The following is a 24607-nucleotide window of genomic DNA, read 5'->3' as shown; positions in this document are numbered from 1 at the left end:
AGGATAGGGGCACACGCCTATGACGAATCACTGCCACATGTCGAGGTTCACAAATCCTCCCTGGTGCGGCTTCTCTGAAGTACCGCATACCGGCATGGTCCGTCTATCCAGCCTGGATATAGCTCAACGGTAGAGCAACGGATTCATAATCCGTAGGTTGCGGGTTCGACTCCCGTTATCACAGCCAACCGGGCCCTCAAAGCCCACCAAGCACACAACACTGACCCCAGGCACTGGTTCCAGCCCGAACCGTCTCCATCCCTCCTTCGGGTGGGCTTGAAGACGAGGAAGGCAGCGGCCGCTTCGCTCAGCGCGAAGACAATGGCCGCCTGACCAGGCTGTTTCAGCCGGCCGGCACGGAAGGCGGAAGTTCTGAATTTCCGCTGGAATTACGGTCGAATTATACGGACAATCAGGCGCTGGATTTTCGCCCGCGTGGCGCTTGCGGAGCCGTGTCTGGGGCGTGTTCTATCAGGAGGTAAGTATGATCTGGAAGCGCATTGCCGTAGGCGACCGCGAGCGGGTTCTGGTGATCCGCGACGGCCGCTTCGACACCATCCTCGGCCCCGGCGAGCACAACCTGTTCGTCTCCCCGCTCACGCGGCTGGAGACGGTGGTCTGCCGCACCGACGGGCTGATTTTCGAGAGCGAGTGGAACCGGTTTCTGCTGAAGCAGCGGCAGGACCTGATTGACACCTTCTTCGTCCTGGTGGAGACCAGCGACGTCGAGGTGGCGATGGTTTCGGCCGACGGCCGGCTGTTCCATGTGCTGCCGCCCGCGCGACGGGCGCTGTACTGGAAGGGCGAGGTCGAGGTCACCGCCGAGGTCGTCGTCGTGATCGACGCGCCCGAGGTTCCGGCGGCCAAGTTGCCGGCTCTCGAACGCCTGGGCTCCGCCGCACCCGTGACGATGGCACGGGTGGCGGAGGGCCAGGCCGGCCTGCTGTATCTCGACAACAAGTTCACTCGTACCCTGGAGGCCGGCAAGCACGCCTTCTGGAACGCCTCGAGCCCGCGCGTCGACACGGTCGACCTGCGGCGCCAGACCATGGAAATCGCCGGCCAGGATATTCTCACGCGCGACAAGGTTTCGCTGCGTGTGAACATCTCGGCTGAGTACCAGGTAGCCGATCCGGTGATGGCGGCCCGCAGCGCCAAGGATCCGGCCGCCCTGCTCTACCGCGCCCTGCAGCTGGCGGTGCGCCGCACGCTGGGGCACCGGACCCTCGACGAGGTTTTGGCCGATAAGACCGACGTCGACGAGACTGTGGCGCAGGAGGTGCGCGAAGAGCTGTCCGTCTGCGGCCTGCGCGTGGGCGCCATCGCGTTGAAGGACGTCATCCTGCCCGGAGATGTGCGTGACATCCTCAACCAAGTGGTCACCGCCGAGAAGCAGGCGCAGGCCAACATCATCCGGCGCCGGGAAGAGACCGCGGCCACCCGCTCGCTGTTGAACACCGCCCGGCTGATGGAAGAGAACCCGCTGCTCGTCCGGCTCAAGGAGCTGGAGACCCTGGAGCGGGTGGTGGAAAAGGTGGACCGTGTCACCGTTACGGACGGCCTGGCCGGACTGCTGACTAACCTGGTGACGATCAAGTAAAGGGAAGAAGTGGGCGGTCCGGGCCGCTCACTTCGTTTCGATGACGAAGGGCGCGGTGGTACTCTCCGGCACTCCGTTCGCAAAGGACTCAACGACGGCCTGAAACTCCGCCAGGCGGATGGGCTTCGCGATGTAGCCGTCCATGCCCGCGTTGAGACAGCGTTCACGATCGCCTTCCATCGCGCTGGCGGTCATGGCCACGATGGGGATGTGGCCGCCGTTCTCCTTCTCCCACTGCCGGATCGCCGCGGTCGCCTGCAGGCCATCCATCTCCGGCATCTCCGCGTCCATCAGGACCAGCGAGAACTGATCCTTCCGCACCGCTTCCACGGCAATCTTCCCATTGCCGGCGACGGTCACCTGACAGCCACGCTTTTCCAGGAACTGCACGGCGAGCCGCTGGTTGATGGCGTTGTCCTCGGCCAGCAGGATTCTGAGGCCGGCCAGTGATTGGGAGAACCGCAGCGGATCCAGGCCCCCCGCCGGGGCGGCCACAGGAACCGGAGGCGCGGCAGGGATGGCCTGTCGCATCGTGAGACGGCCGGCCAGGACGCGGCTCAGCACCGCGCGCAACTCAGACCGGCGCACGGGCTTTGTCAGATAGGACGACATGTCCAATTCCCGGCACCGTGCGGCGTCGCCCGCCTTGCCCGCCGAGGTCAGCAGCACAATCGAGGTTTCGTTCAGGCGCTCGTCCTGGCGGACACAGCCGGCCAGGGTGAAGCCATCCATGCGGGGCATATGGCCGTCGGTGAGCAGCAGCGGATAAGCTTCACCGCATTGCTGGGCTCGCCGGAGTTCTGCCAGGGCCGATTCGGCGTCCGACATCAGGATGGGACTCATGTTCCAGCTGGCCAGGGTGAGATCCAGGATCCTGCGGTTGGTGGAGTTATCATCGACCACCAGCACCCGGACACCGGACAAGGGGTAAGCCCCTTCGGCCTCGGGCAAGGTGGACGCCGCGGACTCCTGCACTTTGGCCGTGAAATGGAAGGTGCTGCCCTCTTGCGGGACACTTTCGACCCACAGCCGGCCGCCCATCATGTTCACCAGGCGCGCCGAGATGGCCAGGCCCAGGCCCGTCCCGCCGAACATGCGCGTCGTCGAGTTGTCCGCCTGTGTGAACGCCTCGAAGATGACTTGCTGCTTATCCTCCGGAATGCCGATGCCGGTATCCCGTACCGCAAAATGGAGCAGGAACTCGCCGGTCTTTTCGTCGCGGGCATCCACCATCGCTTTGAGCTCAACTTCGCCGGCCGCCGTGAACTTGAGGGCGTTGCCGAGTAGGTTCACCAGCACCTGGCGCAGGCGCGCGGCGTCGCCGATGATTATATTCGGCAGACCCGATTCGAAGTCGCTGATCAGCTCGAGATCCTTGGCATGCGCCCGCAGCGCGAAGGTGCGCAGGACGGTGTGGATGCTCTCGTGAAGATCGAATTCCACGCGGTCGATTTCGATCTTCCCGGCCTCGATCTTCGAGAAATCCAGGATGTCGTTGATCACGGTCAGCAGGCCATCCGCGGAGTCCTTCACCAGTTCGAGGTACTCACGCTGCTCCTTGGCCAGATTCGTGTCGAGCACGAGCTCAGTCATCCCCAGCACGCCGTTCATGGGCGTGCGGATCTCGTGGCTCATGCTGGCCAGAAACTCGCTCTTGGCGCGGCTGGCGGCCTCGGCCGCTTCTTTCAGGGCCTCTTCCTGGGTCAGTTTGACCTGAATGATCTCGGTCTGCTGCCGCACGCGGCGGCGCAGGATGAACACCCACGAGAGTGCCAACAAGGCCACGAGGCCGATCAGTCCCAGCCCCTCGAAGGTGCGCCGCACCGTCCACCAGGGCGCCGTCCGCAGCACGTGAACATCGCCGGCATCGCCCAGCAGCAGGGAAAACGATTCGGGCCTGAGATCCTCGCTGCCGTCAGCATGGATCGAGCAGATGCCCCTGAGGCGTAGCAGGCTGCCGCGTTCCAGCGGGGGGAGACGGGTTCCGAGGTCCAGTTTGGCAGGGAACAGCACGCGGCCCGACTGCATCACCAGTGTCTGATCCACCTGGGTGACAACCCTGTCGACCAGAAACGCGTCCACCTCGACCAGTTGCAGGTCGCGGGCGTCTTCCAGCGCCTGGTCCGCCGTGACATGCAATGGCACGGGTGGTTGGCTGGAGCGGATGAGGCGCAGTTCGGCGTAGCCCATCCGTGGGCTGAACTCACCGGGACGCGGAATGCCGGCTACGTCTACAACGTCCCCGGCATGGAGTGCAGTCCTGGGATGCTTCTCCACAACCAGGCCCGCGGAGCCGTCGCTGAGGTAAGTTGGACCTTCCGGTTGGGTCATGACAACTTTGCCGTACACCCTCACCCGATGGGCCGTGTTGCCGTCGGGCGAGTAGCTCATGAGGTCGGAGAAGGGCCGGGCCGGTTGCAGGAACGGGTCGGACGACGGCTGATCCACGGTGACGAAGCTGAGCGAAGGGACCAGCAGCGAGATGCCCACCAGTTGGCGGCGGAAATTGAAGCGCGAACCACAGACCCCGCGCAGGCGGATGGTTGCGTCCAGCAGGCTGTGGGGCGGGGTGAGCAAGCCGGGGATGCGGGCCTCGAAGCGGTGCGAGCCCCAGTTCAGGTCCAGCGTTGTGTCGGCGTTCGAGACCCTGATCGCCTGCACGACTCCGCGAGCCTCTACCCAGTTGCTGTCTTCCTGGCCGGATAGCAGGTCGTCTATCTCAGGTCTGTGCGGCTGGGGCAGGGGCGCCTTGCCCAGCTTGCGGATGCGCGGGGCCAGAATGATCGGCGCAAACTCTCCGGGGCCGGTAACGCCTTCCAGTGCGATCTGGTCGCCGGTGACGAGGTTGCTGTTGTCTAGTGAGAATCCCGCCACATAGATGCCGCCCGTTGAGTCCTGCACGAAGAGCGAGTGGCGCGAGATCTCGTGAGCGGTCACAACCGCATTCATGCGCACGGGGTAGCCCAAGGCGGCCTCGGACGATTTCATGCGATGGATCTCGCCTATGGTGGTCAACGTCCGCAGGTGAGTCTGAGTGCCCGATCCGGCGGGATTGGCGATGTCACTGACAGGAATCAACTGGGCGTCGCTCAGCACCAGTCTGCCTTCTTCCACGTCCAGGAAGCCCAGCGCCTCGGCGCCTTCGGTCGGACCGGATGGCGCGGCAAAGCCGGCTCGCAGCCGCAACCGGCCGGTAGAGTCGGAGAACTGGTCGCCATCGGCGCGGCCGCGCAACCGGACCCGGTGAACAGGCAGGTGATCCAAGCCCGCGGTGAGGATGGAGGCGATGGACTGGGCGGGCAGGGAGGCAAGCGGCGTTGGCTGTTTCAGGACTCTGATGTCGGATAGCCGCGAGACCCGCAGCTTTGCGCGGCTGGGTTCACCGCCGGCGTCGAAGCTCAGGCTGAGGACTCCGCGAATGGCGACCTCGTTGTCCACGAGACCGGTGTATTCGCCGCCCGCATGGTCCACGACCAACGCGTTCACCGGTCCAGTGGCTGACTGCAGGACTGCCTTGATACGTCCCGTGCCCTCCAGGCCGACGGAGCGGATGACTCCGCGCATTTCCACGAGGTTGTATTCCAGCTCCGGCCGAATTCTTCGTTCTGGTCCGATGTCGACCGGTTTGACAACCGCGGTGCCTGCCAGGACCCGGATGGCCGGTTGAATGATGAGGGGACTGGGGCTGCCGGCCCCGGCCATGCCCGTGATCTCCACGCGTTGCATGGGATGCAGGCCCGGCGGCAGCTCCGCGTTGTCCACGCGCACGCCGCCGGTTTCGTCCTGCACGAACAGAAGCTTCCAGGCTGGGTCGACGAAAGTGACTGTGCCTTGGATTCGTACCGCAACCTGGCCTTGCAATGCCGCCTGATCGAGCTTTCGCAGTGCCCTGATGGAGTTGACGGAGGGGCCGGACAAGGCCGCATTTCGATTGCAGCTCCAGGAGAGGCAGCACAGGCATACCAGCGCCATAAGGCGCAATCTGCGACCGGCATGGGTCTCAGTGCGTACTGCCACGGTTAGATATCGGATTTGCCGGGGGAGGACATGAGCCATTTTTGTAGGGCATACAAAACCTGGCCGGGGGATAGGTGGTTTTTGTCGGGGACGCGTTGATCTTCGCCCTTTGTTCTTGGGCTATTAAGGACGGGCGAAGCGTGAGAGCCGCATCACTTCCAGGAAACCTAAGAAAATATTGAGGATCCCTAATCCGCTGACGGCGCCGCGAAACTGCTGGCTGAGGAGCATCGACGTCCATTCGGGGCGCAATTGGATGAGCCAATTGCGGCTCCAGTAGTTGTCGAGCCAGGGATAGACGAGCAGGAACAGACCCAGCTCAATGCAGAATACGCAGAACAAAACGGCGGCCGTCTTCTCCATCCAGGTAGCGCGCCGCGCGGTGGGCTGCCCGGTTTCTTCCGCCTCGGGCGGCAGGCCGGAGGGGGTGGATTCGTCGGGATTGGGCAGCTCTGGGTTCATAACGTACGTTGGAGGGCCTGGAGCACGGGGGCATACGAGCGGCGATGGAGATCGGTAGGACCGAGGCGCAATAACGCCTCCTTGTGTTCGGCCGTGGGGTAGCCTTTGTGCCGGGCCAGTCCATAGCCGGGATACTGCTCATCCAGCAGGCCGATGCACTCGTCGCGGCCGACTTTGGCCAGAATCGAGGCGGCGGCAATGGCGCGCACCCGTGCGTCGCCCTTGATCAGGGCCTGTTGGGGAACCGGCCAGTCGACGGTAGTGGCGTCCACGAGAAGATAGTCGCAGGGCGGATTCAACGCTTCCACGGCACGGCGCATGGCCAACCGCGAGGCCTGGAGGATATTGATCTGATCGATCTCGGAGGCCGAGGCGGAGGCGACTGCCCAAGCCATGGCCCTTTCCCGGATCAGAACCGCCAGTTCCGCGCGGCGTTCACATGCCAAGGTCTTGCTGTCGGCAAGACCCCGCAACGGCTTATCAGGATCTAGAATCACGGCGGCGGCAAATACAGGCCCGAACAGGCAACCCCGCCCGGCCTCATCGACACCCGCGATTCTGACATAGCCCGTGCGTCGCACCTCGTCTTCCAACTGGTTGGTGCAACGCACGGGACGTGTATCCTGAACTAGCCCTTGGGCTGGTCGCGCTCTTTCAGGCGAGCGGCCTTGCCACGCAGGGCGCGGAGATAGTAGAGCTTGGAGCGGCGCACCTTGCCGGAGCGCATCACTTCGACGTGGTCGATGACAGGCGCATGGATGGGGAAGATGCGCTCGACGCCCTGGCCGAAGCTGATCTTGCGGACCGTGATGGTCTCGCCCAGACCGCTGTTCTTGCGCGCGATCAGCACACCCTCGAACACCTGCAGCCGCTCTTTGTCACCTTCCTTGATCTTCACGTGGACTTTGATGGTGTCGCCGATGTGAAGTACGGGGATATCGGTGCGCTTGTTCTTATTGAGGATCTTGTTCACGTAGGGGCTGATCATGGTCTTCTTCCTTCTAACCTTTCTTCACTACTCCATCCGGGTCCAGGACCGCCGCCCGTGAGGACAGCAGATCCGGCCGGAGCCGTTTCGTTTTCTCCAATGCCGCCTGCCGGCGCCACTTGCGGATCTCGGCATGATTTCCGCCCAGCAGAACTTCCGGCACGCTCCAGCCGCGAAATGTTGCCGGCCGCGTATAGTGCGGACAGTCGAGGATGCCAGATTCCTCCCCGTCTTCCAGAGCCGAAAACGACTCCTGACGGGAAGATTCCTCGTTGCCCAGTACACCCGGAATCAACCGGGCGACTGCGTCCACTACCACCGCGGCGGCTAACTCTCCGCCGCTCAACACAAAATCACCGATCGAGATCTCCTCGTCGGCCAAATACTCACTGACCCGTTCGTCGACGCCTTCATAGCGTCCGCAGATCAGCAAAAGCTCATCCAATTCCACAAACCGCCGGGCGGTCCCCTGATGGAACACGGGGCCCTGCGCCGAAAGCAGTGCTACCTTCTGCTTCTCCGGATTCCGGTTGGGCAGAATCGCCTCCACCGCCTCGAACAGCGGCTGTGGCTTCAGTACCATGCCTTCGCCGCCCCCGAAAGGGCGGTCGTCCACGGTCCGGTGAAAGTCGTAGGTCCACGTCCGCAGATCGTGAATCTTGATCTGCAACAGGCCGGACTTATCCGCCCGGGCCACGACCCCATGCCCAAAAGGTCCCTGGAAGAACTCCGGGAAGATGCTGAGCACATGGAAGATCATCGGGCGTCACCGGGCTCTTTCGGCACGGTTTTGTTCAACTCCAGCAAGCCGTCGGGTAGATCCACGCCCAGCCGCCGTTCCGCGGGATTGATCTCCACGCAGATCGAACGGGCGAAGGGGATCGAAATGCTGTCTCCGGGTTCTCCGGGACTCGCACCCTCGGCCAAAACCTCCAACAACACCGGCCCGCCGAACTCCTGCCAGCCGGTCACCGTGCCGAGCTTGCGCCCGGAGGCACGGTCAAACACCTCACAGCCGACCAGGTCGGCCATGTAAAACTCACCCTCGTCGAGGGGCGGGCGATCCGTTCTGCGAATCACCATCTCACACCCTTGCAGAGGCTCGACATCGTCCACCGACGGCAGTCCCGCAAAAGCTACCAGCAGACCGCCCTTGTGGGGGCGGATGCTTTCCACCTGCAGCGGTTCGCCGCCGCGAGCCCATGCACCCGTCCGGTTTCTTAACCAGACCAGCGGCAGAGCCTGATAGCGTTCCACATCGTTCCAGCCCTCGGCGAGAATCTCACCCTTGAGGCCGTGCGTGCGGGTCAACTGTCCGATCATCACCCCATCATCCGGTGGTGATAGCGGCGTGGAACTCCCCATTACTCAAGGATTTCCAGCGTGAAGCGGCGATTGACTTTCATCCCGGCGGCGCCCAGCAGGGTGCGGACGGAACGCGCCGTGCGTCCCTGTTTGCCGATCACCTTGCCGAGGTCGCTGGCCGCAACCCGCAGTTCGAGCACGGTTACCTGCTCGCCCTGTACTTCACGCACCTGGACTTCGTCTGGCGTGTCCACGAGCGCCTTCGCAATTTCCTCAACGAGATCTTTCATTCCAGACATTGCGAGGACCTCCCGTCCTGCCTCCGATGCTAACATGCTGAGGACACGTAACAAACACGCCCCGCGCCGAGCGGAAACCTGAGGCCTTTTAGGCCGCGGGCTGTTCCACCGGAGCCGGGTTTGCCTTGACCAGGCGGGCGACGGTGTCGGACAGCTGCGCGCCGCTCTTGGTCCAATGCTCGATGCGGGCATGATCCAACTGGACCACGGCCGGGTCGGCGACGGGGTTGTAATGCCCCAAAACCTCAATGGCCTTGGAGTCGCGGGCGCGATCCTTTTCAATCACGACCACACGGTAAGTGGGCTTCTTCTTGGCGCCGAAACGCGCCAACCGAATCATCAACATGCGTTCTACTCTCCTAGCAAATCTGGCGTGAGCGGCCATGCCTCACCCGAAAGGGTTCGGAAACGGCAGCTTCAGTTTTCCCATCTTCTTGCCCAGCAGGCCGCCGGATACGGATTTCATCATCTTGCGTGCCTGCCCATACTGTTTCAAAAGGTTATTGACGTCCTGGACACTGGTGCCGCTGCCCTTGGCGATGCGGCGGCGGCGGGAACCGTTGATCAGCATGTGGTTGTCCCGCTCTTTGGGCGTCATGGAGTCGATGATGGCCACCACGCGGGTGAACTCGTGCTCATCGACCTTTACGTTCTTCAATTCCTTCAACATGCCGACCTGCGGCATCATGCCCAGGAGGGACTCGAGCGACCCCAGCTTGCGCAATTGCTTGAGCTGGTCGCGGAAATCCTCGAGGGTGAAATCGTCCTCGAGCAGCTTGCGCTGCATCTGCTCGGCCTTCTTCTGGTCGACGGCGGACTCCACCTTCTCGATGAAGCTGAGCACGTCGCCCATGCCCAGGATGCGCGAGGCGGCGCGATCGGGATGGAAGGCTTCCAGGGCGTCTGATTTTTCGCCCGTACCGACAAACTTAAGGGGTTGCCCGGTGATGTGGCGGATGGAGAGGGCCGCGCCGCCACGGGCGTCGCCGTCCATCTTGGTGAGTACTACACCAGTGATTCCAAGGCGCTTATGAAACTCCTCGGCGCTTTTGACGGCGTCCTGGCCAGTCATGGCGTCGGCCACGAAGAGGATCTCGGTGGGGTTCAGGGCCTCTTTGAGCTGCGAGAGCTCGGTCATCAGGTCTTCGTCGATGTGCAGGCGGCCGGCGGTGTCGACCAGCACCATGTCGCGGCCGCTGATCTCGGCTTCACGCCGGGCAGATCGGGCCAGATCGACAGGTTTGGTCTCTTCGGGGGTGCCTTCGTAGATCGGAATGCCGAGGTCTTTGGCGAGAACAGCGAGTTGCTGGCGGGCGGCGGGGCGGTAGACGTCGACGGAAACAAGCAGCGGCCGGTGGCCGTTTTTGGACAGATAGCGGGCTAACTTGCCGCTGGAGGTGGTTTTACCGGAGCCCTGGAGGCCGACGACCATCACCACAGTGGGCGGCTGGTTGGCGGTGCGAAGGCGGGCGGTGTGGGTGCCCAGGACAGTGATGAGCTCATCCCGGACGATCTTGATCACCTGCTGGGCGGGGGAGAAGGACGATAGGACTTCCTGGCCGAGTGCCTTTGTGCGCACCCCTTCCATGAAGGCTTTTACGACCTTGAAATGGACGTCCGCCTCGAGGAGAGCCACACGGATCTCCTTAAGGGCCACTTCCATGTTCTCGGCCGTCAGCTTGCCTTCGCCACGGATATTCTTGAATACCCGCTGTAGCTTGTCGCTTAACGAATCGAACATCTTCTCGATCGCCCGCACGCGCGCGGACGGTTTCCTTTACGCCATCACCAGACTGTTAGGGGTGCGACCTACCGGTAGGGTTCGGCACACGGCCGTCCCACTGGACACGCGTAGTGACACACGACTGCCCAAGGCAGCACCATCCAGTATAGCAACGCGACTCACTCCTCGGCGAGTAGTTGTGCCAGATGGGCGCGAATGGCCGGTCCAGTGTCTTCCCGTTTCAGCGCAAGTTCAAGAAAACACTTGGCGTATTCGACCCGGTTGCCGATGTCGAAGCGCTTGGCCTGCCAGGCGAGGGCGTAGACAGGCTGGAGCTGGGCCAGTAAATTCATGGCGTCGGTGAGCTGAATCTCGCCGCCGACCCCACGTTGGGTGGCATCGATGCAGTCGAAGATATCGGCGCTGAACACATAGCGGCCGGCGATGGCCAGGTCGCTGGGCGCCAGATTCACGGCCGGCTTTTCGACCAGCTTGCGCAGGCGCAGCAGGTCGGGATTGCTGCCTTCCGGTTCGCCGTCCACAATGCCGTAGCGGGTGACCCACTCCTTGGGCACGTGGTGGACTGCCACGACGCTGGCCGCGGTTTGCTCGAAGGAATCCAACAGTTGCCGGAGCCCGGGTTTCTGGCCCGGAGGCGGTTCGATGATGGTGTCGCCCAGCAGGACGGCGAACGGTTCGCGGCCGACATGGGCGCGGGCGAGACGGATGGCGTCGCCCAAGCCCAACTGCTCCTTCTGACGAATGTAGTGGATCTGGACACGGTCCCCGATGTCGCGCACCTGGTCGACCAGGTGCTGCTTGCCGGCTCCGCGCAGGAAGATCTCGAGGTCCGGATTGAAGTCGAAGTGATTCTCGATGGCCTGTTTGCCGCGGCCGGTGATGATGAGGACATCCTCGATCCCGCTCTGTGCCGCTTCTTCGATGACAAACTGGAGCACCGGCTTGTCGACGATGGGGAGCATCTCCTTGGGCATGCTCTTGGTGGCGGGCAGGAAGCGGGTGCCCATGCCGGCGGCGGGGATGACTGCTTTGCGTACCTTCATAGACGGAATGCCCCCACTGCTTCGCCATTCGTCTTGGAGACGGCCTGGATCTGGGGAACGATGAGTTCAGCGCCCATCTCCGCGTAGGAGATGCGCAGGCGCCGCAAGCGGGCCGGGTCGCCGTCGTAACAGCCGATGATGGCGCCGCCGGAACCGCAGAACTGGGTGAACGCGCCCTGGTCGCGGCCGCGCCGGATGAGCTCCATATTGCCGGGGCTGATGCGGATCAGGCTGGCGCGCAGGTCGAAGGCTTCGTTCATGAGCGGACCGATCGCCATGCCTTTCCCCTCCTGCAACAGGATGCGGGATTGCTCGGCCAGGTCCGCCCAGTGTTGGATGGCGTCGAGCACGGCCTGCTCACCGCGGTTGAAGCGGCTGCGTAAGTCGTTATGGGTCAGTTCGGTCCCCTCGGCCAGGTTGTCGTGGAAGGCAACGAAGAGGGGCGGCAGCAGGGCAGGGTCGAGCGGTTCATACAAGCCGTAGCCGTCACGCTCCATGCGGGCCTTTTCAAAGTCCATGAAAACCGCATTTTCATAGACCTGGATGACACGGTCCTGCAGTCCGGCGCCGATGCCGAGTTCCTCGAGTTCGACGCTGAGGATGAGGCCGGGCAGCACCGGTTTTGGGATTTCGATATGGAAAAAGGCCATTAATGCACGGATTGTGGCCGTAACAATGGCGCTGGAACCGGCCAGGCCGACGCGGACCGGCACGTTCGTGTCGTACTCAATGGCGAAGGTGCGGTCCAGCCGGATTTCCTTGGCGGCGCACCAGTCGTTGAATTTCTTGATGGCGGCCTTGATCAGGCGGACGCCGCCGTAGTACCCGTTCAGGTGGACGTCTTCCAGGAACTCCGAAAAGCTGGAGAAGTCCAGGCGGTCCCGATGCCCGGCGCGGATGGAGATGCGGGGGGCTTCGTATATGGTGACGCGGGCCTGGTAGTTCCTGACGATGACTGCGATGGTCTTGCCGAAGTAGCCGTCTGATGGATTCCCGATCAGGCCGGCTCGCGCGTAGGCGCAGCGTTCAATCATCATATTCTCCTGTCAGTATACTGGTTCGCCCGTGTCGGACATGTTCTCTCTGGTCATACAAATAGCGCCGAAATCCGCACGGCCGGAAATAGTTTTCAAGGGCGTTAACAAGCCCCGGGCCCCACGCGTTGGAATGACTGAAGGAAGCGCAAAGGCGCAGCGGAAATCAAGGAGTACAGCGATGGGAACGGAAGCAATTGCGATCATCATGGTGTTCGGCACGGTCGCGCTGGCGGTGGTGATCATCACGCGGGCCCTGTTTGACCACCTGCGGCGGACGAAGGCGGAGAGGGCCCAGGCGGAGATCTTCAACAAGCTGATGGACAAGCTGGGAAGCGGGGCGGAAGTGCTTGCCTATCTGCAATCTGAGGCAGGGCAGCGCCTGATGCAGGGGGCGCCGCAGGAGAAACCGGCAACTTTTGGACGGATTCTGAATTCGGTGCAGTACGGGGTTGTCTGCACGGTGATCGGAATCGGGGTGTTGTTCCTGCAGAATATTGTGGACAAATACTCGCAGCGGGACGTGGCGGTGGTGGGCACGCTGATCCTGACGCTGGGTATTGGCCTGCTGGCGGCGGCGGGGGCGAGCTACCTGCTGTCGAAGACCTTGGGCCTGATCAACGGGAAGACGAACGAACAGAGCTAGAACGGCAAGGCTGCTGCTGTGATAGAACCTGAGATGACTCCGGCGATTCCACTCGCGAACATAGTCGCGGCCAGCGGCGCGCCGGTGGAGGCGCTACGCATGACCGAGGCGGGCTTCCGCGACCTGTACGCGCTGCATGCGCGGCCGCTGAAGTCCTACCTCTCCCGGTTGACTGGCAATGCGGCGCTGGCCGAGGACCTGATGCAGGAGGCGTTCTACCGGCTGATGCGGTCCGAATTGCCGGCGATGGACGAGGCGCAACGGAAGAGCTACTTGTACCGGACGGCGACGAATCTGGCGCGGGACCACTTCCGGAGTAAGAAGTTCGAACCGGCTCCGCTGGATGAGCGGATTGCGACCCGTCCGCAGGAAGGCCAGAGCGGAGCCGATATTCAACTGTCGGCGGACATCCAGAAAGTGATGAATGCCATCAAACCGAATGAGCGGGCGCTGATGTGGATGGCGTATGTGGAAGGGGCGAGCCACCGGGAGATAGCGGCCGTGACGGGGCTGAAAGAGGCCAGCGTGCGGCCGCTGCTGTTCCGGGTGAAGCAGAAACTGGCGAGCCTCTTGCGTGAACGGGGCTTCCGGCAGGAGACTGGACGATGAAGACGATGTGTTCCCACGAACAGGACGTTTTGGCGGCGCAGCGCAATGATGCATGGACCGAGGAATTGCGCGAGCACCTGGCCGAATGCGGCGACTGCGCGGAGACCCTGATGGTCGCCGGATTCCTGCAGGAGGCGGCGGCGACGGCCGAGGCGCCGGTGCAGGAGCCCGGGTTGGTGTGGTGGAAGATGCAGTTGCGGGCCCGGCGCGATGATGCGGCGCGGGCGGCGCGTCCGGTGGTGGTGGCGGAGCGGGCGGCGATGGCCGTGGTCGGGCTGGGGCTGCTGGGCGGGATCGCCTGGATGAGCGCGGAAGCCGCGGTGGCCGCGATCGGGCTGGTGGTGTTGAGCGCCATGGCCGGGTCAGTCGTCTGGTTCGCCTGGTCCCGGCACTAGCCGCGGGTCGCCTAAGATAGTGGGAGCGAGCCTCTCATGTTTAATTTCGCCTTCTACAACCCCACCAAGATTCTGTTCGGCAAGGGTCAGATTGCCTCCATTTCCAAGGAAATCCCGGCTTCGGCCAAGGTGCTGATCACCTACGGAGGCGGCAGCATCCACAAGAACGGCGTGTATGAGCAGGTGATGCAGGCCCTGGAAGGGCGCACGGTGCTGGAGTTCGGCGGCATCGAGCCGAATCCCGAGTACGACACGCTGATGGGCGCCGTGGAACTGGCGCGGCGGGAGAAGGTGGACCTGCTGCTGGCTGTAGGCGGCGGTTCGGTGCTGGACGGCACGAAGTTCATTGCCGCGGCGGTGCCGTTTGCGGGGGAGCCGTGGGACATCCTGACCAAGGGTGCGGCGGTGGATTCAGCGGTTCCGCTGGCGTGCGTCCTGACGCTGCCCGCGACGGGGTCGGAATCGAACACTTTTGCGGTGGTCAGCCGGCGGTCGGCCGGGCAGAAGCTCGCCTTCGGGTCGGTGCATTGCTACCCGAAATTCGCGGTATTGGATCCGGAGACCACTTTCTCCTTGCCCCAGCGGCAGGTGGCGAACGGTATTGTCGACGCATTCGTCCACACGCTGGAGCAATACATGACGTTCCCGGTGCATGCGGAATTGAACGACCGGTTCGCGGAAGCGATTCTGCAGACATTGATCGAAGTCGGTCCGAAGACGCTGGCCGAGCCGGAGAATTACGACCTGCGGGCGACGTTTGTGTGGTCGGCCACGATGGCTTTGAACGGCTTGATTGGCAGCGGCGTGCCGCAGGATTGGGCGACGCATATGATTGGGCACGAGTTGACGGCCCTATACGGCATCGACCATGCGCGGACGCTGGCGACGGTGGTGCCGCACCTGTTCCGGGTGCAGGCCGATGGCAAGCGCGAGAAGTTACTGCAGTTTGCCGAGCGGGTTTGGGGGATTCGGACCGGAACCGACGATGAGAGGTGCGAGGCGGCGATCCGGAAGACGGAAGAGTTTTTCGAGTCGCTGGGATTGCCGACGCGGTTGTCGCAGTATCCGGAGGTAAAGCCTGAGACTCCGGCGCTGGTGGCGAAGAAACTGGAGAGCAACGGGGCGGTCAAGCTGGGCGAGCGGCAGGACATTACGCCCAAGACGGTGGAAGAGATTCTGTCGCGGAGCCTGGCCGCTTAACTCGTGTGATCGTGGATGATTTTCCAGCCGGCGGCGGTCTTGCGCAGCACCAGCGTGAAATGGCCGGATGCGTTGCCGCCACCGGCCTGGGTCCGCGTGAGGTCGAAGCGGCCCAGGACCAGGGCGGCGTCCGGGCCCAATAGGCGGACTTCCAATTCGCTGTAGCGCAGGGTGCCCATGGCTTCGGGCGTGCCGTAGTTCTTGCGGTAACGCTCGAGCACGGGCTTGTAGCCTCGGGTGACGCCCGCGCGGCCGGTGAAGGTGATGTCGGGGGAATCCATGTAAGTGGTCATGAATTCCTCGAGATTGGCGCGATTCCAGGCCTCAGCCTGTTTTTGGAGGGTGACGGTGACGTCGTCCTGCGCAAAAAGCAGTGAAGAGGCCGCCAACACACAGAGAACAAGAAGCCGCATGGCTTATTAGAGTATCAGCATGCAGTCGCCGTAGGAGAAGAAGCGGTAACGCTGCTCGACGGCGTGGCGGTAAGCGGCCAGCATCAAATCCTTGCCGCCGAATGCGGCGACCAGCAGGATGAGGCTCGATTTGGGTAGATGGAAATTGGTGATCATTGCATCGACACCCTGGAATTCGCAGCCGGGATAGAGAAAGATACTCGTTTCTCCGGATTGAGGATGGAAGCCGCCGTTGCGGCTGGCAGTCTCAATGGTACGGACCGCCGTGGTGCCGACGGCGATGCGGCGGGTGGCCCGGGCGATGATTTCCGCGTTGGGCGCAGTGATTTCGTAGCGTTCGGAGTGGAGGTGATTCTGTTCGACTTCGTCGGAGGAGAGGGGCTGAAAGGTGCCTAGGCCTACGTGGAGGGTTACTTTGGCGATCTCCGCACCGGCGGCGCGGCACTCGTCCAGGACTTCGGGAGTGAAATGCAGGCCGGCGGTGGGTGCGGCGACGGAGCCGGGTTTTTCGGCGAAGACGGTCTGGTAGCGTTCCCGATCGGCGGGCTGGTCGGGCCGGTGGATATAGGGCGGCAGCGGGACGTGGCCGTTGGCTTCGAGCTCGGCGTCGAGATTTCCGTTACATGTAAACTTCAGCAGGCGCTCGCCGCGATCGCGGGTTTCGAGGATTTCCGCGAACAGGCGAGGGGTGATGTAAACGCGAGTGCCGATGTGAAGGTGGCGGCCCGGCCGGGCGAGAGCCGACCAGGTGAGGCGGTCGGATGACTCGGGCCGGAGGAGGAAGAGTTCGACCTGCCGGTCATAGCCGATCTTCTTGCCGAAGATGCGGGACGGGAAAACGCGCGTATCATTGAGAATTAGGCAGTCGCCGGCGCCCAGGTGGGCGGGCAGGTCGCGAAATGAAGCGTCTTGGAAGGATCCGGCTTGCCGGTTGACGACGAGCATCCTGGCGGCGGAGCGATCGGCGAGAGGCTCCTGCGCCACCAGTTCGTCGGGCAATTGATAGTCGAATTCTGATAACTGCATAAAAAGGCGAGCGAAAAAAATAAACCTCGCTGCGAATAATATACCCATTTGCGGAGCCATTGTGCGAATCCTGGGAATCGAAAGTTCGTGCGACGAGACGGCGGCGGCGATCGTGACGTCGGACGGAGAGCTGAGTGCGAGCGTCGTTGCGTCGCAAATCGACACGCACAGCAAGTATGGCGGCGTAGTGCCGGAGCTGGCTTCCCGCGAGCATTTGCGGGCGATTGGGCCGGTGGTGCGCGGCGCGCTGGAGCAGGCGCGGCTGGGCTGGGACGATATTGATGCGATTGCGGTGACGGCGGGACCGGGGCTGGTGGGTTCGCTGCTGGTGGGGCTGACTTACGCGAAGGCCGTGTGCCTGGTGCGCGGGCTGCCGCTGATCGGCGTGAACCACATTGAGGGACACATCCACGCGGTGCTGCTGGAAGCGCGGCAGTGCGGTGCGGAGATCGAACTCCCGGCACTGGCGCTGGTGGCCAGCGGCGGACACACGCATCTGTTCGAAGTCAGCGAGCGGATGACCTACCGGCTGCTGGGCAAGACCCGTGATGACGCGGCGGGCGAGGCATACGACAAAGTGGCCAAGCTGCTGGGGTTCGGCTATCCGGGCGGTCCAGTACTGGATAAGTTGGCACCCTATGGAGATGCCGACGGGCTGGCGCTACCGATTTCAAAAATGAAGGGCAATGCCCTGGATTTCAGCTTCAGCGGGTTGAAGACGGCGATGCTGCGCTGGGTGCAGGCGCATGATATGGAAGGCGAGATTGTCACGCGGCGGGCGCTGATGAAGCTGCATCCGCATCCGACGGTGGAGCAGTGGCTGGCGGTGACTCCGCAGACGACGCTGGATGCCGTGGCGGCGTTCCAGCGTGTCGTGGTGGAGGAATTGCTGCGGCGCGTGGGGCGCGCGGTGGAAGAGACGGCGGCGCGGTCTGTGATTATTTCTGGCGGCGTGGCCTGCAATGCGGGTTTGCGGGCGTCGGCGCAGTCCGGACGCCTGATGTGCCCGGTGTATTTCCCGGCTCCTCATCTGTCGACGGACAATGCGGCGATGATCGCGGCGGCGGCGGTGCCGCGGTTCCTGCGGGGGGAATTCGACGATCTTACGCTGAAGGCGCAGGCTAACCTCACGCTGGCCTGAGTGCGAGTGGCGAGGGTCGGATAGAATCGAGGGCTGAGGAGCCCTGACTTGCGACTATCCGGAATTGTTCTGTTATGCGTGCTACCGCTGTGCGCGGGCGTGACGAGCGTCAGCGTCGTCGAGAGAAGCGACGTGCTTGGCGGGCAATCCACAGGGCCGGCCGGGCCATACGAGCGGATCATTGCGAAAGTGCAGTTCGCGCTGGATCCGAAGCTGCCGCAGAATAAGGCGGTGCGCGACCTGGAGTTGGCTCCGCGGAATGAGCGGGGGCTGGTCGAATTCACGGCGGATCTCTACATCCTGAAGCCGCGCGATCCGGCGAAGGGCAACGGCACGGTGTTGTTCGAGGTGTCGAACCGTGGCGGCAAAGGCATGTTGTCGCGCTTCAACTATGCCCGGGGTTCCTCGGATCCGCGCACGGAAGAGGAGTTCGGCGACAGGAATCTGCTGGAGCAGGGGTACACGCTGCTGTGGGTCGGGTGGCAGTGGGATACGCCGCCTGGCGACAAGCTGCTGCGGCTGGATAGCCCGATCGCGATGCTGAACGGGCAGGCGATTCGCGGGCTGGTGCGGTCTGAGTTCATTCCGGATTCGCGCACCAACATGATGCACTTGTCGGATCGCAAGCACACGACGTACGCGGCTGTGAGCCCGGCGGTGACGTTGACGGTACGGCCCACCGTGCTGGGCGCGCGGCGGACGATTCCCGGTGCGGACTGGAAGTTCAACGAGGACCGGACAGCGATCGAAATGGAGTCGGGATTCCAGCCCGGCCAGATCTACGAGGTGGTGTACCAGGCGGAGAATCCGCGGATCGAGGGGCTGGGGCTGGCGGCGGTGCGGGACGCGATTTCGTTCCTGAAGTACGGCGGGGTGGAGACGCTGCTGGCGGACCAGCGGCGATTCATCAAGCGGTCGATCGGATTCGGCATCTCGCAAAGCGGGCGCTTTCTGCGGACTTTTCTCTACTTCGGGTTCAATGAAGACGAGAAGGGACGGAAAGTGTTCGACGGCGTCTGGGCAGACGTTGGCGGAGCGGGCCGGGGCAGCTTCAATTTCCGGTTCGGGCAGGCGTCTAGGGACGGTTATGCCCACTTCAATACGCTGTATCCGACCGATGTATTTCCGTTCACGGACGTGCCGCAGATCGATCCGGATACGAACAAGCCGAACGGGTTGCTGATGGGTGTCAGCGCGGCGACGATGCCGAAGATCTTCTACACGAATGGCTCGTGGGAGTACTGGAATCGGTGCGCCGCCCTGATCCACGTGAGCGTGGACGGCAAGATGGATGCGCCGATGTCGCCGGATACGCGGCTGTATGTGGTGGCGGGGTCGCAGCATGGTCCGGGGCGGCTGCCCAGCGCGGCTGCGGGCGCGCAGTATCCGCTGAATCCCAACGATCACCGGCCCCTGCAGCGGGCATTGCTGGATGCGATGCAGGCATGGATCAAGGACGGCAAGCAGCCTCCAGCATCGCAGTATCCGCTGATCACCGAAGGGCAACTGGTGCGGCCGGATCAGGTGAGGTGGCCGAAGTCGATGAAGGCGGCACTCCCCGAGCATCCAAAGGTGGCGTACAACGTCTCCTACGGTCCGGACTGGGAGACGACGGGTGTGATCACGATGGAGCCTCCGAAGGTGGGGAAGCCGTTTCCGGTGCTGGTGCCGCAGGTGGATGCGGACGGGAATGAACTGGGCGGGATCCGGATGCCGGAGGTGGCCGTGCCGCTGGGTACGTTTACCGGCTGGAATATGCGGACGGCGGCGGCGGGGGCGCCGAAGGAGATGGCTCCGACGCTGGGTTCGTTCTTCGCCTTTGACAAGGCCGCGATTGGCCGGAGGTATGCGAGCAAGGAGGAATACCTGAAGACGGTCGGCCTGGAGGCCGAGAAGCTGGTGAAGTTGCGCTTGCTGCTGGATCGGGACCGCCAGCGGGTGGTCGATCATGCGGCCGAGTTGTGGGAGTTCGTCCAAAAGTAGCCGTGACGGTACACTAAAGGTTTATGGGTATGCCTCCGCAGAACGAACCTCCGAAGATGCCGATTGACGGCGTCAGGAATCTGATTACGATCGGCTCCGGCAAAGGGGGTGTGGGCAAAACCACGGTTTCGGTGAATCTGGCCATTGCCCTGGCGCGGCTCGGCCAGAAGGTCGGACTGTTGGATGCAGACGTTTATGGCCCCAACGTGCCGCTGATGATGGGCATCCACGATACTCCTTACGCGGTGGAGAACCGGATCCAGCCGCTGGAGCAGCACGGCGTGAAGCTGATGTCGATGGGGTTCCTGAATCCCGGCGACAAGCCGCTGATCTGGCGCGGACCGATGCTGCACAGCGTGATGCAGCAGTTCATGCGGCAAGTGGATTGGGGCGAGTTGGATTTCCTGCTGATCGACCTGCCACCGGGTACGGGCGACGTGGCGTTGAGCCTGATCCAGACGGCGCCGATTACGGGCGCGATTGTCGTCAGCACGCCGTCGGAAGTCGCACTGGAAGACGGCCGGAAGGCTGTGCTGATGTTCCGGCAGGTGAAGGTGGAACTGCTGGGCCTGGTGGAGAACATGAGCTACCTGATTGTGCCGGGCACCGGCCAGAAGGTGGACATCTTTGGCGAGGGCGGCGGGCGGCGGACGGCGGAAGCCATGGATATTCCGTTCCTGGGTGAACTGCCGTTGAATCCGCAGGTGCGGATTGGTGGGGATACGGGGCGGCCGATCGCGCTGATGGGCGAGCAGGAACCACAGGCGGAAGGGTTCTACGCGATTGCGAAGCAGGTGATCGCACGATGCAGCGCGGGGCCGTTGCGGAAGGCGCCTTCGTTCTCGATTGAGGACTAAGGTGGCCATGTACCATGGAAGGCAATTGCCATGGTACACAGACTCGCTGCGATCCTTTTTCTGGCCGTGCTGACCCTGCCGGCCCAGTCCACGCGTGAACTGAACGATCTGAACTGGATGGAGTACCGCCGGTTGGTTCCGGCACAGATCCAGACGGTGCTGTTGCCCACAGGCACAGTGGAGGCTCACGGGGTGATCAATAACGGGGCCGACAATACGGCACCGCTGGCCCTGGCGCGGGCCATGGCTCCGAAGTTGAATGCGCTGGTGGCGCCGCCCTTGAATTATGGCGTGACGGGCAGCCTGGACGGGTATGCGGGCACGTTCCAGATCTCCGAGGCGGCTTACCGGGCGTTCGTTACCGACATCTTCACCGGGTTGGCGCGGAACGGGTTCCGCAACATCATCGTCATCAACGGACACGGCGGGCCGCAGACCGCGATCCTGAACGACATCGCGGAGAAGGTGGGCCGCGAGCAGCGTGTGCGGATGCTGGTGAGCAACTGGTGGGCGATCTGCAGCGATGTCACGTTGAAGGTGTTCGGAGAAGACGGCGGGCACGCGGGCTGGAACGAGACAGCGTTTATCCAGGCGATTGACGAGAAGCTCGTGCATCCGGAGCTGTATTCAAAGGAATTGGAGACGCCGCGTCCGGCGGCGGGCACGTGGGCGGCCTATCCATTCCCCACGCCGGTGATCCTGTATCAGCCGGGGCAGGGCTCGGTCCGGTTCGATAAGGCCAAGGCTTCCGTTTATTTCCAGGCAGTGGTAGAACGGATGGCAGACTTGGTCAAAGGGATTATCGAAAAATGGGACAGAGCTGGGCTGTATCAAGACGTGCGTTCGGGGGCGTTGCCTCCGCGCTGACCATCCTTTCCGAATCCGCGCTGGCGCAGTTGAGCTTCGTAGGGGAGCCCTCGGCCGACGCGGTGATGCTGAACGCGAATGAGAATCCGCTGGGGCCTTGTCCCGAAGCGCTGGAGGCCATGAACGGCGTCCTGAAGCGCGGTGGGCGCTACCTCTTCGGCGAGACGATCAAGCTCTCCCGCACGCTGGCGCAACAGGAAGGACTGCCCGAGGAGTGCGCACGGGCGTTTGCGGTTCGAGCGATCCGCTGCATCGCACGGTGCTGGCGTTCTGTTCTCCGTCACGGAGTTTCGTTGTGGCGAACCCAGGCTATGAAGCGGGCGAGCGCGCGGCGGAGTTTATTGGGGCTCCGGTGCATCGAGTGCCGTTGACCAAGAGCTATGGGCACGATGTGAAGGCCATGCTGGCCGCGGGCGGCAGCGGCGCGGGCGTGTTCTATGTCTGTAATCCGAACAATCCCACGGGTACGCTGACGGCGCGCGAGGACATCGAGTACCTGGTGAAGAACAAGCCGGCGGGCAGCATCGTGATGGTGGACGAAGCGTACATCCACTTCAGCGATGCGAAGCGGTGCACGGACATGGTGGCGGCTGGCAAGGATGTGATCGTGCTGCGCACGTTCTCGAAGATCTATGGCATGGCGGGCTTGCGCGCGGGCGCGGCGTTCGGGCGTCCGGATCTCCTGAGCAAGATGCTGGGCTTCGGCACGGGCTACACGCCATCGACGGGCATGGTGGGCGCTTCTGTCAGCCTCTCTGTGAAAGACCTGGTGCCGCAGCGGAAAAAGTATACGCAGGATGTGCGCGAAGGTGTGTTTTCGTGGATGACGCAGAAGGGCTACTCCTTTGTGCCTTCCGTGAGCAACAAGTTCATGGTGGATGTGAAGCGTCCGGCGCGGGAAGTGATTGCGTCGATGGCGAAGCAGAATGTGTACGTCGGCCGCGCGTGGCCCATCTGGCCGACGCAGGTGCGAGTGACCGTAGGCACCAGGGAAGAGATGGAAAAATTCAAAAGCGCGTTCGAACGGGTCATGGCGTAAGGGATTTTACACTTCGAACACATTTCGAGCGCAGCGAACTATTCGTGTGGTTGATCCGTTTAATTCATTGAAGGCGGACGCGACGCAGAAACAAGCGTCCGGCTCAAACTGAACAAACTGGAGAAACAGACCATGAAATCGCTGCGCTCGATGTGTGTTTACGCGGCCACAGCCGCGATGATGATGACCTCAATGGTGGCTTCCGCGGCCGCGCCGGAGGTGCGGGTGAACATCCCGTTCGACTTCGTCGCTTCGGGGCAGAAGATGCCGGCCGGGCAGTACAGCTTTGTGAACGAGCCCTCTGCCCCGGTGTTGACCCTGCGTGCCTCGAACGGCGCCGCTGCGATGGCGCTGGTGAGCTACAACTCGGGGTCGATGGCCATCGCGACGGATCAGAAGAAGGTGAACCTCGTTTTCGAGAAGAAGAACGGCGTCCACTACCTGAAGCAGATCCGCGAGGGCATCGCGCGTTCCAAGTGAAACAAAGGACGCGGGTGTAAATTGCACGCCTGCGAGCGAACAAATTCTCGGCGGATGCGTTCTTGAGATTAGAGGCGGGCCGCCGGGATAGCGGCCCAGCCAAGAAAAGTAACGGAAGAAGAACGGAGAGACGTGACCATGACTACTGGGAAGAAGTTCACGATTTTTGGTGTGATCGCAATGGCGATGAGCCTGACGATGGCGATGCCGGCATTCGGAGCGAGTGCTCGAGTGAGCGTCCCATTCGCATTTGAGGCTTCGAATGTTTCGCTGCCGGCGGGCGAGTATCTGCTGGAGACATCCGACAGCGGCACTGTCCTTTTCCTGACCGGCAAAGAGGCTGGCAAAAACGCGATCATCGTAGCGCCGGCCGGTGATGCGAAGTCGCGGTTTGACGGCAAGCTGGTGTTCGAGCACGTAGGCTCGACCTACCGCCTGGCGCAGGCGCAGATTATCGGTGCGGCGTCCGTGATGCGTATTCCGGCCACTCATGCCCAGTTGCTGATGGCGAAGGATACTCCGGCCGAGCGGGTTGTACTCGCGCTCAATCGCTAGCCGGCGTTGATTGAACTGAACGAAAGACCACTTCTCCTCCTCCTTTGAGCGGGCCCGCCACCTGAGCGGGCCCGCTTTGTCAACGTACCCCGCACTCCGAAATTTCGCATACAATAGTGGGTTCCGGGCATCCTAGGTAACGAGATGGGATGGCCCCTCACACCCCACACCATACCTACGGGGAAAACGGAGTGCCTCGATGAGCTCAATCGCTGTTAACAGCGGCCTAAACAGAACAGCAACCTTCTACCAGTCAGTCGTCGGCAAGAAAGTGGTCATGGCCCTGACGGGCTTCGTGCTAAGCGGCTTTGTCCTTGGCCACATGTTCGGCAACCTGCAGTTGTTTCAAGGGCGGGAGAAGCTGAATCACTACGCCGAGATGCTGCAGAGCCTGGGCGGGCTGCTGTGGTTCGTCCGCTTTGTCCTGCTGTCGGCTGCCGTGCTGCATGTGACCGCAGCGTTTCAATTGTGGCGGCTGAAGAATGAAGCCCGGCCACAGGCTTACGTCAAGAAAGCCCACATCGCCACGACCTACGCCGCCCGGACCATGATCTGGAGCGGGCCCATTGTCGGGGCGTTCCTGATCTACCACATCCTTCACTTCACGACGGGCCAAGCCCTGGGCGATCAATTCATTAAGGGTGACGTGTACCACAACGTCATCGTCGGATTCCAAAACCCCGCAGCGTCCTTCTTCTACATCATTGCCAACATCCTGCTGGCGATCCACCTCTACCACGGAGTCTGGAGCATGTTCCAGAGTTTGGGCGTGAACCACCCGAAGTACACACCGAAGCTGAAGACGCTGGCGAAGGTCTACGGCTTTGTGGTCGGGATCGGGAATGTTTCCATGCCCCTGGCCGTGCTGGTCGGGCTCGTGAAGTAAGGAGGGCAAATACACATG

27 protein-coding genes and 1 tRNA gene are annotated in these 24607 nt (G+C 62.6%); 15 read left to right on the top strand and 13 right to left on the bottom strand.

Annotated features, from left to right (window positions below; translation table 11 throughout):
- Positions 1-113: 113 nt before the first annotated feature.
- Together IRI77_RS21155 and IRI77_RS21150 are read left to right on the top strand one after the other, a co-directional pair.
- Positions 114-187, top strand: a tRNA-Met gene (locus IRI77_RS21155).
- 297 nt (positions 188-484) lie between these two features.
- A complete protein-coding gene (locus tag IRI77_RS21150) occupies positions 485-1600 on the top strand; it encodes a slipin family protein (RefSeq protein WP_194447004.1) in 1116 nt (371 codons plus the stop codon).
- Between the two features lie 27 nt (positions 1601-1627).
- On the opposite strand, the gene IRI77_RS38120 is transcribed toward IRI77_RS21150, so the two are convergent.
- From IRI77_RS38120 to IRI77_RS21095, 11 genes are all read right to left on the bottom strand, one after another.
- On the bottom strand, positions 1628-5572 hold the full coding sequence (locus IRI77_RS38120; protein WP_228486245.1) for a response regulator: 3945 nt from the start codon (positions 5570-5572) through the stop codon (positions 1628-1630).
- A gap of 168 nt (positions 5573-5740) precedes the next feature.
- Positions 5741-6079 carry a hypothetical protein gene (locus IRI77_RS21140; protein WP_194447003.1) on the bottom strand — a complete coding sequence of 113 codons (339 nt, stop codon included), beginning with the start codon at positions 6077-6079 and terminating at the stop codon, positions 5741-5743.
- Positions 6076-6690 (bottom strand): ribonuclease HII, encoded by a 615-nt coding sequence (locus tag IRI77_RS21135; RefSeq protein WP_228486244.1) that lies wholly within the window; start codon positions 6688-6690, stop codon positions 6076-6078. The genes IRI77_RS21140 and IRI77_RS21135 overlap by 4 nt, the downstream gene beginning before the upstream one ends.
- Positions 6691-6707: 17 nt before the next feature.
- Positions 6708-7064, bottom strand: a complete 357-nt coding sequence (gene rplS / locus IRI77_RS21130) for a 50S ribosomal protein L19 (protein WP_194453745.1) — start codon at positions 7062-7064, stop codon at positions 6708-6710.
- Between the two features lie 16 nt (positions 7065-7080).
- Positions 7081-7827 (bottom strand): tRNA (guanosine(37)-N1)-methyltransferase TrmD, encoded by a 747-nt coding sequence (trmD, locus tag IRI77_RS21125; RefSeq protein WP_194447002.1) that lies wholly within the window; start codon positions 7825-7827, stop codon positions 7081-7083.
- Positions 7824-8390 carry a ribosome maturation factor RimM gene (gene rimM, locus IRI77_RS21120; RefSeq protein ID WP_194447001.1) on the bottom strand — a complete coding sequence of 189 codons (567 nt, stop codon included), beginning with the start codon at positions 8388-8390 and terminating at the stop codon, positions 7824-7826. Before rimM ends, trmD begins: the two co-directional genes overlap by 4 nt.
- A 41-nt stretch (positions 8391-8431) precedes the next feature.
- Positions 8432-8662, bottom strand: a complete 231-nt coding sequence (locus IRI77_RS21115) for a KH domain-containing protein (RefSeq protein ID WP_194447000.1) — start codon at positions 8660-8662, stop codon at positions 8432-8434.
- A 97-nt stretch (positions 8663-8759) separates the two neighbouring features.
- Positions 8760-9017, bottom strand: a complete 258-nt coding sequence (gene rpsP / locus IRI77_RS21110) for a 30S ribosomal protein S16 (RefSeq protein WP_228486242.1) — start codon at positions 9015-9017, stop codon at positions 8760-8762.
- Positions 9018-9059: 42 nt separating this feature from the next.
- Positions 9060-10412, bottom strand: a complete 1353-nt coding sequence (gene ffh / locus IRI77_RS21105; protein WP_194453743.1) for a signal recognition particle protein — start codon at positions 10410-10412, stop codon at positions 9060-9062.
- Positions 10413-10573: 161 nt separating this feature from the next.
- Positions 10574-11458, bottom strand: coding sequence for a UTP--glucose-1-phosphate uridylyltransferase GalU (galU, locus tag IRI77_RS21100; RefSeq protein WP_194446999.1), 885 nt, complete (start codon positions 11456-11458; stop codon positions 10574-10576).
- The gene (locus IRI77_RS21095; protein WP_194446998.1) at positions 11455-12495 is read right to left on the bottom strand and encodes a mevalonate kinase family protein; all 1041 of its coding nucleotides are present in this window, start codon (positions 12493-12495) and stop codon (positions 11455-11457) included. Before IRI77_RS21095 ends, galU begins: the two co-directional genes overlap by 4 nt.
- A 178-nt stretch (positions 12496-12673) precedes the next feature.
- Between IRI77_RS21095 and IRI77_RS21090 the strand changes: the two genes are divergently transcribed.
- From IRI77_RS21090 to IRI77_RS21075, 4 genes are read left to right on the top strand one after another with little or no spacing between them, the layout of a single operon-like run.
- Positions 12674-13138: a hypothetical protein gene (locus IRI77_RS21090; RefSeq protein ID WP_194446997.1), complete on the top strand. Its 465-nt coding sequence runs from the start codon at positions 12674-12676 to the stop codon at positions 13136-13138.
- Between the two features lie 18 nt (positions 13139-13156).
- Positions 13157-13747, top strand: coding sequence for an RNA polymerase sigma factor (locus tag IRI77_RS21085; RefSeq protein ID WP_194446996.1), 591 nt, complete (start codon positions 13157-13159; stop codon positions 13745-13747).
- Positions 13744-14142 (top strand): hypothetical protein, encoded by a 399-nt coding sequence (locus IRI77_RS21080; RefSeq protein ID WP_194446995.1) that lies wholly within the window; start codon positions 13744-13746, stop codon positions 14140-14142. The genes IRI77_RS21085 and IRI77_RS21080 overlap by 4 nt, the downstream gene beginning before the upstream one ends.
- Positions 14143-14178: 36 nt before the next feature.
- Positions 14179-15342, top strand: coding sequence for an iron-containing alcohol dehydrogenase (locus IRI77_RS21075; protein WP_194446994.1), 1164 nt, complete (start codon positions 14179-14181; stop codon positions 15340-15342).
- On the opposite strand, the gene IRI77_RS21070 is transcribed toward IRI77_RS21075, so the two are convergent.
- Positions 15339-15755, bottom strand: coding sequence for a YybH family protein (locus tag IRI77_RS21070; RefSeq protein ID WP_194446993.1), 417 nt, complete (start codon positions 15753-15755; stop codon positions 15339-15341). The genes IRI77_RS21075 and IRI77_RS21070 overlap by 4 nt on opposite strands.
- Positions 15756-15761: 6 nt before the next feature.
- Entirely contained in the window at positions 15762-16781 is a 1020-nt protein-coding gene (gene queA / locus IRI77_RS21065) for a tRNA preQ1(34) S-adenosylmethionine ribosyltransferase-isomerase QueA (protein WP_194446992.1), read from the bottom strand.
- A gap of 58 nt (positions 16782-16839) precedes the next feature.
- On the opposite strand from queA, the gene tsaD reads away from it, so the two are divergent.
- The 9 genes from tsaD (at position 16840) to IRI77_RS21025 (ending at position 24589) form a co-directional block, all read left to right on the top strand.
- A complete protein-coding gene (gene tsaD / locus IRI77_RS21060; RefSeq protein ID WP_194453742.1) occupies positions 16840-17922 on the top strand; it encodes a tRNA (adenosine(37)-N6)-threonylcarbamoyltransferase complex transferase subunit TsaD in 1083 nt (360 codons plus the stop codon).
- Positions 17923-17970: 48 nt separating this feature from the next.
- Positions 17971-19905 (top strand): alpha/beta hydrolase domain-containing protein, encoded by a 1935-nt coding sequence (locus IRI77_RS21055; RefSeq protein WP_194446991.1) that lies wholly within the window; start codon positions 17971-17973, stop codon positions 19903-19905.
- 29 nt (positions 19906-19934) lie between these two features.
- The gene (locus IRI77_RS21050; protein ID WP_194446990.1) at positions 19935-20762 is read left to right on the top strand and encodes an Mrp/NBP35 family ATP-binding protein; all 828 of its coding nucleotides are present in this window, start codon (positions 19935-19937) and stop codon (positions 20760-20762) included.
- A gap of 30 nt (positions 20763-20792) precedes the next feature.
- A complete protein-coding gene (locus tag IRI77_RS21045; protein WP_194446989.1) occupies positions 20793-21629 on the top strand; it encodes a creatininase family protein in 837 nt (278 codons plus the stop codon).
- Positions 21572-22000 carry a hypothetical protein gene (locus tag IRI77_RS38115; RefSeq protein WP_228486868.1) on the top strand — a complete coding sequence of 143 codons (429 nt, stop codon included), beginning with the start codon at positions 21572-21574 and terminating at the stop codon, positions 21998-22000. The genes IRI77_RS21045 and IRI77_RS38115 overlap by 58 nt, the downstream gene beginning before the upstream one ends.
- Positions 21925-22668, top strand: a complete 744-nt coding sequence (locus IRI77_RS21040) for an aminotransferase class I/II-fold pyridoxal phosphate-dependent enzyme (protein WP_267239400.1) — start codon at positions 21925-21927, stop codon at positions 22666-22668. Before IRI77_RS38115 ends, IRI77_RS21040 begins: the two co-directional genes overlap by 76 nt.
- A gap of 132 nt (positions 22669-22800) precedes the next feature.
- Positions 22801-23148, top strand: a complete 348-nt coding sequence (locus tag IRI77_RS21035) for a hypothetical protein (RefSeq protein WP_194446987.1) — start codon at positions 22801-22803, stop codon at positions 23146-23148.
- A 132-nt stretch (positions 23149-23280) separates the two neighbouring features.
- Positions 23281-23703 (top strand): hypothetical protein, encoded by a 423-nt coding sequence (locus IRI77_RS21030; RefSeq protein ID WP_194446986.1) that lies wholly within the window; start codon positions 23281-23283, stop codon positions 23701-23703.
- A 199-nt stretch (positions 23704-23902) separates the two neighbouring features.
- Positions 23903-24589: a succinate dehydrogenase cytochrome b subunit gene (locus tag IRI77_RS21025; protein ID WP_194446985.1), complete on the top strand. Its 687-nt coding sequence runs from the start codon at positions 23903-23905 to the stop codon at positions 24587-24589.
- The last annotated feature ends 18 nt before the right edge of the window (positions 24590-24607 follow it).

The organism is Paludibaculum fermentans, assembly GCF_015277775.1.
Classification (GTDB): domain Bacteria; phylum Acidobacteriota; class Terriglobia; order Bryobacterales; family Bryobacteraceae; genus Paludibaculum; species Paludibaculum fermentans.
This window is presented reverse-complemented; position numbering and strand designations above follow the sequence as displayed.